The 15035-nt window shown below is 68.7% G+C and carries 17 protein-coding genes; 6 read left to right on the forward strand and 11 right to left on the reverse strand.

Annotation, left to right across the window (positions count from 1 at the left end; translation table 11 throughout):
* Positions 1–259: 259 nt before the first annotated feature.
* Positions 260–1024 (reverse strand): SGNH/GDSL hydrolase family protein, encoded by a 765-nt coding sequence (locus ABIB54_RS14870; protein WP_354576296.1) that lies wholly within the window; start codon positions 1022–1024, stop codon positions 260–262.
* 98 nt (positions 1025–1122) lie between these two features.
* Here ABIB54_RS14870 and ABIB54_RS14875 point away from each other — a divergent pair, with 98 nt between their 5' ends.
* Both ABIB54_RS14875 and ABIB54_RS14880 read left to right on the forward strand, forming a co-directional pair.
* Positions 1123–2340 (forward strand): pyridoxal-phosphate-dependent aminotransferase family protein, encoded by a 1218-nt coding sequence (locus ABIB54_RS14875; RefSeq protein ID WP_354576297.1) that lies wholly within the window; start codon positions 1123–1125, stop codon positions 2338–2340.
* Positions 2337–3569, forward strand: coding sequence for an allantoate amidohydrolase (locus tag ABIB54_RS14880; RefSeq protein ID WP_354576298.1), 1233 nt, complete (start codon positions 2337–2339; stop codon positions 3567–3569). The genes ABIB54_RS14875 and ABIB54_RS14880 overlap by 4 nt, the downstream gene beginning before the upstream one ends.
* 28 nt (positions 3570–3597) lie before the next feature.
* Here the strand turns inward: ABIB54_RS14880 and ABIB54_RS14885 are convergent, their stop codons facing one another.
* Positions 3598–4146 (reverse strand): nucleotidyltransferase family protein, encoded by a 549-nt coding sequence (locus ABIB54_RS14885; protein ID WP_354576299.1) that lies wholly within the window; start codon positions 4144–4146, stop codon positions 3598–3600.
* Between the two features lie 16 nt (positions 4147–4162).
* Here ABIB54_RS14885 and uraD point away from each other — a divergent pair, with 16 nt between their 5' ends.
* On the forward strand, positions 4163–4666 hold the full coding sequence (gene uraD, locus ABIB54_RS14890) for a 2-oxo-4-hydroxy-4-carboxy-5-ureidoimidazoline decarboxylase (RefSeq protein ID WP_354576300.1): 504 nt from the start codon (positions 4163–4165) through the stop codon (positions 4664–4666).
* A complete protein-coding gene (gene uraH / locus ABIB54_RS14895) occupies positions 4663–4980 on the forward strand; it encodes a hydroxyisourate hydrolase (RefSeq protein ID WP_354576301.1) in 318 nt (105 codons plus the stop codon). The genes uraD and uraH overlap by 4 nt, the downstream gene beginning before the upstream one ends.
* Before the next feature lie 201 nt (positions 4981–5181).
* On the opposite strand, the gene ABIB54_RS14900 is transcribed toward uraH, so the two are convergent.
* The 3 genes from ABIB54_RS14900 to allB all read right to left on the reverse strand — a co-directional run bounded on the left by ABIB54_RS14900 (position 5182) and on the right by allB (position 7957).
* The gene (locus ABIB54_RS14900; protein WP_354576302.1) at positions 5182–5664 is read right to left on the reverse strand and encodes a nucleoside deaminase; all 483 of its coding nucleotides are present in this window, start codon (positions 5662–5664) and stop codon (positions 5182–5184) included.
* Entirely contained in the window at positions 5661–6554 is an 894-nt protein-coding gene (gene pucL / locus ABIB54_RS14905) for a factor-independent urate hydroxylase (RefSeq protein WP_354576303.1), read from the reverse strand. The genes ABIB54_RS14900 and pucL overlap by 4 nt, the downstream gene beginning before the upstream one ends.
* 65 nt (positions 6555–6619) lie before the next feature.
* On the reverse strand, positions 6620–7957 hold the full coding sequence (gene allB, locus ABIB54_RS14910; RefSeq protein ID WP_354576304.1) for an allantoinase AllB: 1338 nt from the start codon (positions 7955–7957) through the stop codon (positions 6620–6622).
* Between the two features lie 130 nt (positions 7958–8087).
* On the opposite strand from allB, the gene ABIB54_RS14915 reads away from it, so the two are divergent.
* Together ABIB54_RS14915 and ABIB54_RS14920 are read left to right on the forward strand one after the other, a co-directional pair.
* Positions 8088–9140: a methylenetetrahydrofolate reductase C-terminal domain-containing protein gene (locus tag ABIB54_RS14915; protein WP_354576305.1), complete on the forward strand. Its 1053-nt coding sequence runs from the start codon at positions 8088–8090 to the stop codon at positions 9138–9140.
* On the forward strand, positions 9137–9736 hold the full coding sequence (locus ABIB54_RS14920) for a class I SAM-dependent methyltransferase (protein ID WP_354576306.1): 600 nt from the start codon (positions 9137–9139) through the stop codon (positions 9734–9736). Before ABIB54_RS14915 ends, ABIB54_RS14920 begins: the two co-directional genes overlap by 4 nt.
* 1 nt (position 9737) lies before the next feature.
* On the opposite strand, the gene ABIB54_RS14925 is transcribed toward ABIB54_RS14920, so the two are convergent.
* From ABIB54_RS14925 to ABIB54_RS14950, 6 genes are all read right to left on the reverse strand, one after another.
* Entirely contained in the window at positions 9738–10130 is a 393-nt protein-coding gene (locus ABIB54_RS14925; RefSeq protein ID WP_354576307.1) for a PPOX class F420-dependent oxidoreductase, read from the reverse strand.
* Between the two features lie 145 nt (positions 10131–10275).
* Positions 10276–10863 carry a pyridoxine/pyridoxamine 5'-phosphate oxidase gene (locus ABIB54_RS14930; protein ID WP_354576308.1) on the reverse strand — a complete coding sequence of 196 codons (588 nt, stop codon included), beginning with the start codon at positions 10861–10863 and terminating at the stop codon, positions 10276–10278.
* Positions 10860–11642 (reverse strand): creatininase family protein, encoded by a 783-nt coding sequence (locus tag ABIB54_RS14935; protein ID WP_354576309.1) that lies wholly within the window; start codon positions 11640–11642, stop codon positions 10860–10862. The genes ABIB54_RS14930 and ABIB54_RS14935 overlap by 4 nt, the downstream gene beginning before the upstream one ends.
* Positions 11639–12958 carry an FAD-binding oxidoreductase gene (locus ABIB54_RS14940; RefSeq protein WP_354576310.1) on the reverse strand — a complete coding sequence of 440 codons (1320 nt, stop codon included), beginning with the start codon at positions 12956–12958 and terminating at the stop codon, positions 11639–11641. Before ABIB54_RS14940 ends, ABIB54_RS14935 begins: the two co-directional genes overlap by 4 nt.
* 56 nt (positions 12959–13014) lie before the next feature.
* A complete protein-coding gene (locus ABIB54_RS14945) occupies positions 13015–13803 on the reverse strand; it encodes an SDR family NAD(P)-dependent oxidoreductase (RefSeq protein WP_354576311.1) in 789 nt (262 codons plus the stop codon).
* Positions 13804–13810: 7 nt separating this feature from the next.
* Entirely contained in the window at positions 13811–14986 is a 1176-nt protein-coding gene (locus tag ABIB54_RS14950; RefSeq protein WP_354576312.1) for an ABC transporter substrate-binding protein, read from the reverse strand.
* Positions 14987–15035 lie beyond the last annotated feature (49 nt).

Raw genomic sequence — 15035 nt, forward strand, 5'->3', positions numbered from 1 at the left:
CGCGGGGCGGCTCGAGCAAGATGGGGCCCACCCGTCAGAAACTGCTGTCTCGGCCGGCCGGGGCGACCGTTTGTGACGGTTGGCACGGGGTGGGCGGCGGCGGGGACTGGTCGCGCGCGGGCGGGCCGGGGAGGGACGAGAGTCACCGGCAGAAACTGTCCTCTCGGCGGGCCAAGGCGACCGGGTGTGACGGGTGGCGCCCGGGGTGACCGCGGGAGAGCGCCGCCCGTTGCGGGGACCTCGCACCGCAACGCGCCGATCAGTCGTGGGTCGGCAGCTCCACCGGCTGAAGGCTCGCGATCTTCGGCGCACGGTTGTCGCCGGAGGAGCGGCCGGTGAGGCGACGTCCGATCCACGGCAGCACGTAACGCCGCCAGTAGGCGGAGGTGCGCTCATGCGCTTCGGCGGGGGTGCCGGGGTCCGAAGCATCCGCGATCGGAACTCCGAGCGCCGCGAGCACGTTTCCGGCGACCCGAGCGTGACCCACCGGATTGAGGTGCAGTTTGTCGCGAGACCAGTACGGCAGCTGCCCGAGCTCGGCATCGGCCCAGTTGTCGACGAAGGTCACGTGCTCCTTGGGCAGTCGGCCGCGAACGGATGCCGCGAGCAGCTCTCCCCTCGCGCGCACGAAGGATCCGAGGGGGATGTGCCGGGTGGGGTCCGCGCCGCTGACCAGGATCACGTGCACTCCGCTCGCGACCGCCCTGTCGACCGCGGCCTCCAGCTGGTCGGCGATCGAGCCGATCGAGACCCGCGGCCGCAGGATGTCGTTGCCTCCCCCGTTGATGCTCATCAGAGCGGGGGAGAGCGCGATGGCGGCATCGAGCTGTTCGGTCACTATCGGCGCGAGCAGCCGCCCCCGGATGGCGAGGTTCGCGTAGCTGACCCGCTCCGGGGATGCCGCGGCGAGACCGAGGGCGACCAGGTCGGCCCACCCTCGCACGCGTCCGTCGGGCAGATCGTCCCCGACACCCTCGGTGAAGCTGTCGCCGATGGCCACATAACTGGAGAAATTGATCGTCACGCTCCCGAGTCCATCACACTTCGCGAAACCCGTCTGAAACGCCCGTTCCGTAGGCTGGACTTCTCGAACAGCAGATTCATCCACCCCGCGAGGACACCATGCAGAGCTACCCGATCGATCCTCCGCAGCGGCTGTTGATGGGCCCCGGCCCCATCAACGCCGATCCGCGCGTGCTGCGGGCGATGTCCGCCCAGCTGGTTGGTCAGTACGACCCCGCGATGACGGCCTATATGACCGAGACCATGGAGCTCTATCGGGGCGTCTTCCGCACGGCGAACGAGGCCACCCTGCTGGTCGACGGCACCTCGCGCGCCGGAATCGAGGCCGCGCTCGTCTCTCTCATCGAGCCGGGCGATCGCGTGCTGGTGCCGATCTTCGGACGATTCGGCCACCTCCTTCGCGAGATCGCGGAGCGTTGCGGCGCAGAGGTGCACGTGATCGAACGCGAGTGGGGCACGGTCTTCACCCCGGCCGAGATCGAGGCGGCGATCCTCACCTCGAAGCCGAAGATCCTCGCCATCGTGCACGGCGACACCTCCACGACCCTCGCCCAACCCCTCGACGAGCTCGGCGCGATCTGCGCGAAACACGGCGTGCTCCTCTACACCGACACCACGGCATCCCTCGGAGGCAATGAGTTCGAGACCGATGCCTGGGGAGTGGATGTCGCGACCGCCGGCCTGCAGAAGTGCCTCGCCGGCCCTTCCGGCAGTGCACCGATCACGCTCTCGGCGGCGGCAGTGGACGTGATCAACCGCCGCAAGAGCATCGAGGCTGGCATCCGTTCCGAGGGGGATGCCGTGCTGGCGAGCCCGATCCGCTCCAACTATCTCGACCTCGCGATGATCATGGACTACTGGGGCCCCAAGAGGCTCAACCATCACACGGAGGCCACGACGATGCTCTACGGCGCCCGGGAGTGCGCGCGAATCCTCATCGAGGAGGGCATCCCCGAGGCGATCGAACGTCACCGGCTGCATGGCTCGGCGATGGTCGCGGGTCTCCTGGGGCTCGGATTCGACCTCTTCGGTGACCAGTCGGTGCGCATGAACAACGTGGTCGGGGTCGAGATCCCCTCCGGGATCGACGGAGACGGCGCGCGCGCGACGATGCTCAGCGACTACGGCATCGAGATCGGCACCTCCTTCGGCCCCTTGCACGGCCGCGTCTGGCGCATCGGCACCATGGGCTACAACGCGCGGCGAGACACCGTGCTCACCACCCTCGCGGCTCTCGAGCAGGTGCTCCGCCGCGGTGGTGTCGCGGTGACGGCGGGCAGTGGGGTCGGCTCCGCGCTCGACTTCTACGGTTCATGAGCGCTCCGGAGGCCGCCCTCATCCTCGAGCGGTGCAACGACCTCGCGGGGCTGTCGAGCCAGCCGGACCGGCTCGAGCGGGTGCACCTCTCGCCGGAGCATCGCGCCGCCAACGACCTCGTCGCCCGCTGGATGACCGAGGCCGGCCTCTCGACCTGGCAGGATGCCGCCGGCAACCAGTGTGGCCGCCTGGAGGGCTCGACGCCGGGGCTGCCAGCCCTGCTGCTCGGTTCGCACATCGACACGGTTCCGGATGCCGGTCGTTACGACGGCATGCTCGGCGTGCTTCTCGCGATCGCCGTCGTCGACCGCCTGCGCCGATCCGGCATCACCCTGCCCTTCGCGCTCGAGGTGGTGGCCTTCAGCGACGAGGAGGGCACCCGCTTCGGCACAGCGCTGCTCGGCAGCCGGGCCCTGGCCGGCACCTGGAACGAGGAGTGGTGGCAGCTCACTGACAGGGACGGCATCACGCTCGCCGAGGCCTTCCAGGACTTCGGGCTCGACCCCGCGCGTCTGCCGGGGGCCTTTCGCCGCGCGGAGTCGCTCGTCGGCTACCTCGAAGCGCATATCGAGCAGGGCATGCAACTCGAGGACGCCGATCGGCGGCTGGCCGTCGTCACCTCGATCGCCGGTGCACGCCGCTTCGCACTCACGGTGACCGGCACGGCGGGGCACGCGGGTGGTACGCCGTTCGACCGTCGCCGGGACGCCCTCGTCGGCGCGAGCGAACTGGTCGTCGCCATCGAGCGACTCTCGAAGGAGACGGGAACGATCGGCACCGTCGGGCGCCTGCAGGCGTTCCCGGGCGGGGTGAACGTGATTCCCGGCAGGGTGGAGCTGAGCCTCGACCTCCGCGCCGAATTCGACGCCGACCGCGATGACTGTCTCGAACGCATCCGCGCCGCCGCCGACGAGATCTGCACCCGGCGCGGGCTCGGTTTCGCCGCGACGGAGACGTACCGGGCCGACGCCGTCAGCTGCGATCCCGGCCTGCAGGCGGCGATCGGTGCGGGAATCCGCTCCACCGGTGATGCCGATCCGATGGCCTTCTGGAGCCGTGCGGGCCACGACGGGGTCGCCGTCTCGGCGCTCACCCGATTCGCCATGCTGTTCCTGCGCTGTCGCGGGGGCGTGAGTCACCATCCGGATGAGCATGTGACGGCGGCGGATGTCGCGGCAGCGCTCGACGCGTATGAGGCTGCGGTTCGCCACCTGGTGTCAGAGTACTGACATCGGATGACGACGGGCCGGTCGGGGGCTACAGCCGATCGACATCGTGCCCGTCGAAGAGGTCCCCGCATTCCACTTCCCGCACGCCGTTGGCCGCGAGGTAGTCGCGCGCACCCCGGTCACCGACGAGGGTCGAGGCGACAGCGTCCCAGTGCGCATTGCCGATCAGCACCGGATGCCCCGGTCGACCGTCGAACACCGCCTGCCTCAGTGTGTGGCTGGTCACCGGCTGCTCGAGCATCCGCTCCGCGACCGCGACCGGCAGACCGGGAATGTCGACGAGGGTGATGAGTGCCGCATCCCCGCTGGCCGCGTCGAGTCCCACCCGCAGGGACTCGCCCATGCCATCGGCCCAGTTCTCCGCGACCAGGGTCTCGCAGCCCACCGGCACGAGGCCTCCCGCTTCCTCGGCGGCCGCTCCGAGCACCACGAGCACGCGGGTGCAGCCGGCCTCGCGAAGCAGGCCAGCGGCTCGGGCGATCCAGGGCTCGCCCTCCGCGGTGAGCAGCAGCGCCTTCGGTCGCCCGAGGCGGGAGCCTTTGCCCGCCGCGAGCACGATTCCGGTGAGCGTGGCCATGGGTAATGTTAGGCAGATGATCGAGCTGCCCCTCACCGAACTCCGAGCCGGACTGATGGCGAGCCTCGCGGTGCCCCGTTGGGTCGACGATGTGGTGCGGGTTGCTCCGTTCGAGTCCGTCGCGGAGCTGCTGGAGGTGGCGAGCGCGGCCGCGACCCCGCTCAGTGCGAGCGAGATCGACGAGGCGATCGGGCATCACCCGCGCATCGGTGAGCAGCCGGTGGGGGATGGCGCGGCGCAGGCCTTCAGCCGCAACGAGCAGGCTGGCCTCGGCTCGGACGAGGAAGATCTCGCCGCCGAGATCGCGGCCGGGAATGTCGCCTATGAGCAGCGGTTCGGACGCGTGTTCATCATCCGTGCCGCCGGACGGTCCCGGGCAGAGATCCTCGCCGAACTCGAGAGGCGCCTCGAGCTGCCGAACAGCTCGGAGCTCGAGATCGTCGGCGAGCAACTGCGCGACATCGCCCTGCTGCGCATCGAGAAGCTGTGGGCCGCTCCCGTCGAGGGCGAGCTGCCGTGAGCCACGTCACCACCCATGTGCTCGACACCGCGACGGGACGACCCGCGGTCGGTGTGCCGGTCACTCTGTTCACCGCCGAGGGATCTGCCCTCGCGACGGGGTCGACCGACGCCGACGGCCGTATCGCCTCCCTCGGACCGGATGCCCTCCCCCCGGGTCGCTACCGATTGTGCTTCGATACCGGCACCTGGTTCGGCGAAGCTCCGCACTTCTTCCCGCTCGTGACGATCGACTTCGTTCTCGGAGGGACCGCCCACCACCACGTTCCGCTGCTGCTGAGCCCCTTCGCGTTTTCGACCTATCGCGGCAGCTGAGCTCCGTGCGGGGTGTCGCCCGCCGCCTGCGCGCTGCACAACGCCGTCGTGCATAACTCCTGCAATCCGGGTCTTTCGCGGCAATGGTCCCCGCAATCTCGGGGTCGACCCGAGAGCCGGCGTCGAGCCGCAGGAGTTATGCATGCGGGGGTCAGGGAGGGCAGGAGGATCAGGGCGGGCACAGCGGCGCCGGCCGACACCTCAGTAGTCCGTGCGAGCCTCATTCGCCAGCCAGTCGTCGAACGGCGCAGGGGACTGCGGGATGCGCACGGACTCCACCGGGATGTGCCAGGTGCTTCGGTCGCGCGCGAACAACTCGTAGAACTCGAGATCGTCGAAACCCCCGCGGGCGGCATCGTGCCGGTCGGCGGCGAAGACCACCCGATCGACCCGCGCCCAGAGGGCAGCGGAGAGACAGAGCGGGCACGGTTCGCAGGAGGTGTAGAGGGTCGCCCCGGCCAGCGAGAACGACCGCTCCACCTGGCAGGCCGCACGGATCGCCACCACCTCGGCGTGGGCGGTGGGATCCAGATCGGCGGTCACCCGGTTCTGCCCCTCGGCGACCAGCGCGCCGTCGCGCACGATGACCGCGCCGAAGGGTCCGCCACCGTTGGCGATATTCCGGGTGGCGAGTTCGACGGTGCGTTCGAGCCAGCGGGTGTCATCCGCGTCGAAGGCGGTCATGCGAGCCCCGCCGATGCTCGCCAGGCCTGGCCGGCATCCGGGGCGTCGTCGCGCAGGATGGTGGCCTCGATCAGTCCGTAGGGCCGGTCGGCGGCGATGAAGACCTCGTTGCTGTTGTCCAAGCCGAACTGGCCGATGTCGTAGCTGAAGTGGTGCCGATTGGGCGCTTTGAGTCGCACCTCCGCGATGCACGGGTAGGTCTCGAGCAGTGCCTTTCCCATGTGCCACAGCGTCTGCTGCAGGGCGAGGGACTGCAGCGTCGCGAACTCCCGCACGAGGATGCTCTTGATGCCGCGGTAGACCTCGTCCCACGCGACATCCGTCGTCGTGAAGCGCCACTTGGCATCGAGGGCCGTGGCCATGACGCGGTCGTGGGTCTCGCTGAGGGTCGTGTAGTCGTCGGTGAGGAATCCGGAGAACTCCGAGCCCGTTGACTTGAGAATGACGAGATCCTTGAATCCGCCGATGACGTGTTCGCCAGAGGCATCCACCGTCACCGCGGCGGTGCGGACCTCCTGGCCCTTGCGCAACCAGGTGTGGTCGTGCTCGGCGCCGTCGACGATGGCGCGTTCCCAGGCATATTCCTCGATCTCGATGCGGGCCCCCTCCACCGGGTCGACGTCGCGAACGAAGTGGCGGGCCAGCTCGAGGCCGAAGCTCTCGATCGAGTCGATGCCCTTCGACTTGGCGAAGGCGAAAGCCGTGTTCTTCTGGGTGTCGGTGGGGAGCACGTTGGACTGGTCTCCCACCAGATAGGCCGGCTCGAACGGGCCGCGGAGCGCGGTGGACACATTGAGGTCGCGGATCTCGTGCCGCTTCGAATCGCGATAGATGCGCACGAGCCGACACTCGGCTTTGCCGTACTGGTTGTCGCCAAGGATGATTGCCATTGTGGGATCCTCGCAAACTCGTGTGACCGCGATGTTTCCGTGGTCAACATTCTTTGTAACGGCGTTCACGGCCGACTGAGCAGCGTGCCGCCGCTCGCTGCATCCGCGGAGACGGATACCGGATGCCCCGCCAGCCAGGTTCGCCGCACGAGCCCGCGCAGTTCGCGCCCGTCGTAGGCGCTCACGGGGTTCTTGTGCAGGAGCTCGGAGGCGCGCACCGTGAAGGTCGCCTGTGGCGCGAAGGCGATCAGATCCGCGGCCGCACCGACCGCGATGCGGCCCTTTGCCCAGAGTCCCGCGAAGTCTGCCGGGCCCGTCGCCATCCAGCCGATCACCCGTTCGAGAGGGATTCCGCGGCGCGATGCCTCCGTCCAGACAGCGGCGAGTCCCGTCTGCAGCCCGGCGATGCCGCCCCAGGCCAGGCCGAAGTCTCCGTCGTGGGCGAACTTGAGCGCGGCGGTGCTCGGACTGTGGTCGGTGACCACGATGTCGATGTCGCCGTCGAGAAGGGCCTGCCACAGGGCATCCCGGTTTGCATCCCCGCGGATGGGCGGGCAGCACTTGAACTGGGTGCCACCCTCGGGCACCTGCTCCTCGCTGATCGCGAGGTAGTGCGGACAGGTCTCCACGGTGATCGGCAGCCCCTCCGCCCGTGCCTCGCGCAGCGCCGGGAGGGCCGCGGCGGACGACAGGTGGAGGATGTGCGCTCTCGCTCCCGTGCGGCGTACTGCCGCAATGACCCGCTCGATCGCCGTCACCTCCGCCTCATCCGGCCGGGACTCGACGAAGCGGTGGTAGTCGGTGCCGCCGGCGTTGGCATGGGCGTCGAGTACGCCAGGGTCCTCGGCGTGCACGATGAGCAGTCCGCCGAACCCGGCGATCTCCGCGAGGGCCCGTTCCAGCTGGGCCGAATCGAGGTGATCGAATTCGTCCACCCCGGATGGCGCGAGAAAGGCCTTGAACCCGAAGACGCCGGCGTCGTGCAGTTCACGAAGCCGACCGAGGTTCTGCGGCACGGCGCCGCCCCAGAATCCGACATCGACGATCGCCGTGTCGGCCGCGCTGCGTCTCTTGATCTCGAGCGCGTCGACGGTCGTGGTGGCGGGGATGCTGTTGAGGGGCATGTCGATCAGCGTGGTCACGCCGCCGGCGGCCGCGGCGCGGGTGGCACTGGCGAAGCCCTCCCACTCGGTGCGGCCGGGCTCGTTGATGTGCACATGGGTGTCGACCAGTCCGGGAAGGAGCACCTCGTCCTCCGCGAGGGTGACTTCGGTCGCGCCCTCGAGCGGTCGGTCGGAGAGCGCGGCGACCAGGCCCCCGGTGATGCCGACCCACGCGGGGCGGAACACCCCGTCGACGAGTGCGGATGCTGCCCCCACGACCAACTCGAACCGTGCGGTCATCCGCTCCCCCTCGTCTGCTCCTCTTCATTATTCAGGAACCTGTGGGGCGGGAGGGACGACTGTTTACCAGAGGGACCTCGGTGGGTGACATCCGCCCGATCCGTCCCACAGGTTCCTGAATAATGAGGGGATGACGATCGCAGCGCTCGACGCGTGCCCCAAGCGCATGGAGTATGGTCCGTGCGGCGGGGTCGAGCTCGACGGCAGCTGCGAGGTGTCACCGGCTCCGTGCGTGTTCCTCGCGCTGCCGACGGTTCGCTGGCACGGCATCGAACGCGCGGTGGAGCCCGGTGCGGCCGACCCGCTGCCCCAGCCCGTGACATCCGCCGGAGCGGAGCGGATGCGAGCCCTCCTGCACACTCGCGCGATCGTCGTCGCCGATTTCCCGGCGCGTGCCCTCGATGCCGCCTCGATCGCCGAGTGCGCCGACATCCTCTCCGGCAGGGTGGATGCCGTGCTCGCCGGGGACGCGGGTGCCGCCCGCGTGCAGTTCCCACCCTCCTATCGTGCGCACCTGATCCAATCCGCCGGCCTTCCGGTGTGGACCGGATTCAACTGCCGCGATCGCAACCGGGTCGCGCTGGAGGGCGAGCTCGCCGGCCTGGCGCACGTCGGAGTCGCGGGCGTGCACTGCGTCACCGGAGACCACACCCTCACCGGCAGCCGACCGGATGCCGCGCCCGTCTTCGACCTCGACTCGACCGAGACCGCCGCACTCGCCCGTGCCGCCGGTCACCTGGTGTCCGTGGGAGAGTCCCCGGCCACGCCTCCCGTCGACCGGCGCCCGGCCCGACTGCTGGAGAAGATGCACGCGGGCGCGGAGGTCTGTTTCGTCAATCACGCCGGCGGCGCGGCGCCTGTCGCGGCGTTCGTCGATTCGGCCCGGCAGCTCGGCGCCACGATGATCTTCGTTCCGTGCGTGCCGATAGTGGTGGACCGCGAGAGCGCGGAACTGCTTCGCAGCTTCACGACCCTCGTGCTGCCCGAGGGCTATCTCGACCGCATCCTCGCCGCGCGCGATCCGTTCGCCGAGGGCATCGCCGCCGCGGTCGAACTCGCGCGAGAACTGCTGCAGATCGACGGCGTCCGTGGCATCAACCTCTCTGGCGGCACCGGTCCCGGGCGTGAAGCCTGGTTCGCCGAGGCCCTCGCCCGCATCTCCGACGAATTGGATGTCTCATGAGTGACGTTTTCTGGAATGACCGCTACGCCGCCGCCGCGGCATCCGGCGAACCGGTGTGGTCGATAGAACCGAACGCCTGGATCGAGCGGGTCACCGGCACTCTCCCTCCCGGATCAGCGATCGACCTTGCCGCCGGGGAGGGGCGGAACGCCCTGTGGCTGGCCTCGCGCGGCTGGAGGGTCACGGCTGTCGACTTCGCCTCGGAGGGCCTCGCGATCGGGCGGCAGCGCGCCGCCTCCGCGGGTCTCGAACTGGACTGGGTGACGGCGGATGCCACCACCTGGGTGTCGCCGACCCCCGCCGACCTCGTGGTCGTCGCCTACCTCCAGCTGCCCGCGGCAGAGCTCACCGCGGCGATCTCGAATGCGATAGCCTCCCTCGCGCCCGGAGGCACGCTGGCCCTGATCGGCCACGACAGCGAGAACCTCGAGCACGGGACCGGCGGCCCGAAGGATCCAGCGATGCTCTGGGGCCTCGAGGCGGTGCGTTCGGCCGCAGCCGGTCTCGACATCATCGAGTGCCGCCGCTACGACCGCACGACGGCGGACGGCTCCGTGGCGATCGACACGATCCTGCTCGCGACGAAGCCCGCGTGATCTAGCGTTCGACGAACCCGGAGGATCCGAGCATCCGCTCCACACGCACGGCGATGGCGACCCGCTCGGGATTCACCCGCGGCTGCCGGTAGCGCTCGGCATAGCGGGCAACGGCGAGGGCGATGCTCTCGGGATCTTCGAGCACCTCAGCCTGGCCGATGAGGGTGATCCAGCCGGCACCCTCCACCTGGCAGATGGTGGCATGGCCGGAACGACGCGCGTTCAGAACCTTCTGCGAGGAGCGCGAGGTGATGACGAACGCGGTGCCGTCATGAAGCGTGAATCCGACCGGCACCGTGTGGATGGATCCGTTGCGGGAGAGAGTCGAGAGCGTGGCGAGGTGCCGCTCGGTCACGAAGCGGACGCCGTCGTCGGTGAGCTGGGGAGCGGACATGACCCGATTCTCTCATCCCGGCAGACCCAGTCTCCTGCTGCACAACTCCTGCAGTGTGCCCCGGGCGGCGAGAGGAACCCCGTGTTTGTGGGCACCCCAGGCTGGCGGCCGCCAGACTGCAGGAGTTATGCAGAAGAGGGGTGGCTCAGCCTGGCAGGTAGGCGACAGTCCAGCCGCCGGAGGTCGCGCGGTATTCGACCCGGCGACTCGGGGCATCCGATCCACTCGACCAGAAGGTCATGCGGGTGGGGCGCACCAGGAAGCCGATCCAGGTCTCGGGCTGGGAGAAGATGGGCTCGGATGCCCCGTCGCTGTGCTCCTCGGTGAAGCTCGCCCAGCGGTCGCGGCGCTCGTCATCCGGCAACTGGGCGAACTCGAAGGTGTTCTGCCAGGCCAACTGTTGGAGAAAGGGCGAGCGGGCCCTGTAGGCGGCAGCGATCTCGTGCGCGGGGGCGACCTCGGCGCGCCCCTGCACTACGAGTTGCTTGGTGAATCCGGGCCAGAGGAAGGTGAGGGCGACGGCGGGGTTCGCGACGATCGCGGCGGCTTTGCGCGACAGTGCGTCGGTGTGGAAGTAGAACCCCTCGGAGTCGTATTCGCTCAGCAGCACGGTGCGGGCATCCGGTTCCCCGGTGATGCTCACGGTCGAGAGGTTCATCTGCGGGCGCTCGGGCTCGTCGTTGCCGGGCAGCCACTCTTCGACCACCGGCCAGGGGCTCTGCGGTTCACTCATGGTCGGTGCCGGAATCGGGCGATCTCGTCGAGCGCCGAGACACCGTTTGCCACGGCACGGTCGAAGATCACGCGACCGTGCTCCGCGGTGGCACCGGTCGCGTCGCCGATGACGCCCACTGGCCCGAAGTCGTTCGACAGCCAGCCGAAGCTCACCGGGCCGCCGTTGAACTTGATGTGCTTCAGGTCGGCCATGTGGTCGGGAACCCACCGGTCGGCCTGTGTCATGTCCACGAGATCTGGCCGCAGGTGCAGGATCATCGATGTCTCCTCGTGACCACCGTGGATGCCGAAGCCGCGTTCATCCGGGCCGACGTCGCCGTCACCGGCGATGATGCCGGTGCCCATGAGGAAGGTGCGCAGGCCGAAGCGCCGCCGCAGTTCTCTGAGGGCCACCTGCAGGAGGGCGATGTTTCCGCCGTGCCCGTTGTAGAACACGAGAGTCTTCGCCGGGGTCGCGGCCACCGAGCGTCCGATGTCGACCACCGTCTGCATGAGGGTGTCCCAGGTGAGCCACACGGTGCCGGGTGCCCAGTGGTGTTCGTCCGACTTCGTGTAGGCGAGCGGCGGAAGCAACCAGACATCCTGGCCGGCGGATGCCGCGGACTCGACGACCGCCCGCCCGATCATGTCGGCCATCAGGAAGTCGGTCGAGAGGGGCAGGTGCGGGCCGTGGTGCTCGATCGCTCCGGTCGGCAGCACGAGGATGGAGTCCTCGGTGAGCGCGGCGGTGGCGGCCGGCCCTGAGAGGTTGACCAGGTCACGGGACGTGATGCTCATGAGACCTTGGCTCCGGTGGACACCGACGGGGCGACGAGCTTGCCCGGGTTCAGCAGGCGCTGCGGGTCTGTCGTCGCCGCGAGGGCGGCGGTGCGCTCCGGCTCGAAGTCCACGAACCACTGGTGCGGATTGTGGTAACCGACGCCCAGCTCGGTGAGCTTCTCGAAGCCCGCGAAGACCTCTTCCGCGCTGGAGTAGACACCGGCGAGCATGCCGATCGGGCGCTCGTGCTGCGCCTCGATGTGCAGCATGCCGCCGGGGTACACCGCGTGCACCTCGTCGATGCGATCCACCAGCGCGTCGCCGCTGACTTCCACGTGGAAGTAGCGGTCGGGGTAGACCTTCTGCAGAAACTCGATGGGGTGGTTGTAGGACATCATGCTGATCCTCATCGTGGCCTGCGCGCCCTCGCGCACGTCCTCGACGCGGCCCCCGGCCGATTCGACCAGGGCCGTCGCCGCGGCGACAGTCGAGAGATCGAGGATCGCCCGCAGGCTCGCCCGGTCGGCGGGAATGGCCGGATCCGGCGGAAGGGCATTGGCAAGGGTCGCCAGGTCCGCCGAGACCAGGCGGGGAGTGGGCTCCAGGGCGCCGATCTCCCTGATCACGGAGATCGCCTGCTCGAAGGTGTCGAAGCTCGCGAAGAATCCGCGCCAGTCCTGCAGCGGCTCGGTGACGACAGTGGCCCGGGCGATGATCCCGGCGGTGCCGTAGTTGTGCACGTAGGGCTGTGCAGCCTCACCGGCGACGTGCACGAGCGAGGCATCCGCCACAGCGTGCACCACGTCGAGCGCGGCGACGAAGCCCTGGCTGTTGGAGCCGTGCTTGATCGATCCGGTGCCACCGGAGCCCCCGGAGAGGAAGCCACCGAGCGAGGAGTTGGCCGTGGAGGGATACATGAGAATCTGCTGGCCGGCCTTGTTGGCTGCCTGCTCGAGAGCCGCCATCGAGGCACCGGCCTCCGCGGTGATGAACCCGTCGCCGACCTCGGTGATCGCCCGGGCGCGGGACATGTCGAGCACGAGGCCTCCGGCCATCGGGATGGCTTGGCCGTAGTTTCCGGTGCCCTTGCCCCGGGGAGTGATCGGGATGCCGTGGCGAACGGCAGCGGCGACCGTCGCGGCGATCAGCTCCGCGCTCGCCGGATAAGCCACGAGCTCCGCGAGCCCGAGCGGCAGTTGCTCCTTGATCACGGGGGAGAGGTGCGCCCCGTCGGTGGAGGCCCGCTGTCGTGCGGCCAGTTCTACGCTGACGCCGCGGTCACCGAGCAGTTCGCGCAACTCGGCCTCGAGTGCGGCGATGGGGGAGTCGTTCATCAATGGTCCTTCGAATCGAATATCAGTGCAGGTTCAACAACAGTGCGGGTTCAACATCAGTGCATGACCATCCCGCCGGTGACGTTGATCGCCTGTCCGGTGAGATAGTCGGCGTCGGGAGACGCGAGGAACAGGGCGACGCCCGCGACATCCGCGGGTTCGCCGAGTCGGCCGAGGGGGGAGTATCCGCACCAGGTCGCGATGTCCTCGTCGGTGCGGGTGGCCGCGCCCATGTCGGTGAGTACATAGCCGGGGCAGAGGGAGTTGACCGTGATGCCGTGAGTTCCCCACTCGAGTGCGGCGACGCGGGTGAGGGCGACGACCGCGGCCTTCGAGGCGGCGTAGTGTCCCTCACCGGCTCCGCCCGTCTTCGCGGCCATACTCGCGAGGTTGATGATCTTGCCCCCGCAACCGGCGGCGATCATCGCCCGGGTGGCCACCTGCATGGTGGTGAGCATGGCGCGGGCGTTGACCGAGAACATCTCGTTCCAGTCGGTCACGGTCACCTCGAGCAGCGGGGAGAAGCGCAGGATGCCGGCGCTGTTGACGAGGATGTCGACGCCACCGAGGTGGTCGATCGCGCGTGCGGTGGCATCTGCCGTGTCCAGGGGGTCGACCAGATCGACGGGGATGAAGGTGCCGCCGACCTCGGAGGCCAGCCGGGTGCCCTCCTCGACCAGCCTGTCGAGAACGGCGATCCGCGCACCCTCCGAGGCGAAGCGGCGCGCGATCTCGCCGCCGATTCCCCGAGCGCCACCGGTGACGACGACACGCTTCGTGAGAAGTCGCTGTCCGGCGAGCCGCGCGGGGCGGGCCAGGGTCGTCGTCACCAGTGGATCACTCATGGGTGGTTCAGAATCCGATCGATGTGTCGAGGAATTCGTTGGTGAAGAGGTCGGCCGCCTTGAGGCCGGTCTTCGGCGCGGAACCCGAGGCGGTGAACAGCGGGGTGTCGATGTCGATGACCTTCTGCACGCGGGCCTCATCCATGTCGCCGACATAGGCGTTGGATCCGTTCGAGGCGATCTTGAGCTTCTTCATCTGGCTGACGCCGAAGTCCGCGATCTTCTCGGAGTAGACCCAGCCGTTGTTGAACGCCGTCACGAGGTCGGTGACCAGCTTGTTGGTGGCGGCAGGCTTGGAGATGTAGTCCACATCGGCCTGCTGCAGCACCGGCACGAGCTTCTTGAGGCACGGGCTGAGGGTGGAGAGCTCCGACGAACGCACCGACATCGCCTCGGGATAGATGGGGTATCCGGTGTCATTGATCAACTGGAAGTTGACGGGCTTGCCCCAGGCCGAGACCTCGTTCTGGTAGATGTACGGCTCGGCGGTGGCGAAGCCCTGCTGGCCGTCCTTGCCCTTGGCGGTGACGAACTTCGCCGGGGTGCCGTCGTAGGCACCATCGGTCTGGGCCTCCGGGAGGATGCCGGATCCCTGCAGGTAGCCCATGTACGCGGCGCCCTGGAAGTAACGCACGACTCCGCCGTCGGACTTCAGCGCGGTAGCGAGTTCCTTGATGGTCTTGACCTTGGGGTAGGTCGCCGGGTCCCACATGATCATCTGCGGGGAGATGTCGTTCTCGGCGAATACCGCGGTCGTCGGCAGGCTCGCCGACAGCTGGACGGCCTCGTCGGTCGAGACGTAGCCGAGGGTGATGTCCTTGTCCTTGTACATCTCCGAGCTCACCGTCGAGAATCCGATCGCCGGTCCGCCGGAGCGGATCTCCACCTTGACGCCGGTGGACTTGCCACTGGAGTACAGGTCACCGCTCACGGACTTCTTGTCGGCGTTGATCACCGGGTTCGGTCCGAGCAGCTGGTAGAGGTGACCGTGGTCGGCCTCGGGGTTCCAGTCGGTCTGGATGATGACGGTGGCCGGGCAGACGCCGGAGAGGTCGACGGCGCCTGCTGCGGCGGTCGGGGCTGAACTGCTGCTCGGCGACGCGCTGGCACAGCCGGCCAGGGCGATTCCTGCAGCGAACACCATGCCGACGGCGATGGTGGAGCGGACTGCTGTTTTGTGCATTGGTACTCCTCGTGTGCTGTGTGATTCTGCGGGTGATTGCGGAGGGTGG

The organism is Frigoribacterium sp. UYMn621 (genome assembly GCF_040549525.1).
In the GTDB taxonomy this organism is placed as follows: domain Bacteria; phylum Actinomycetota; class Actinomycetes; order Actinomycetales; family Microbacteriaceae; genus Lacisediminihabitans.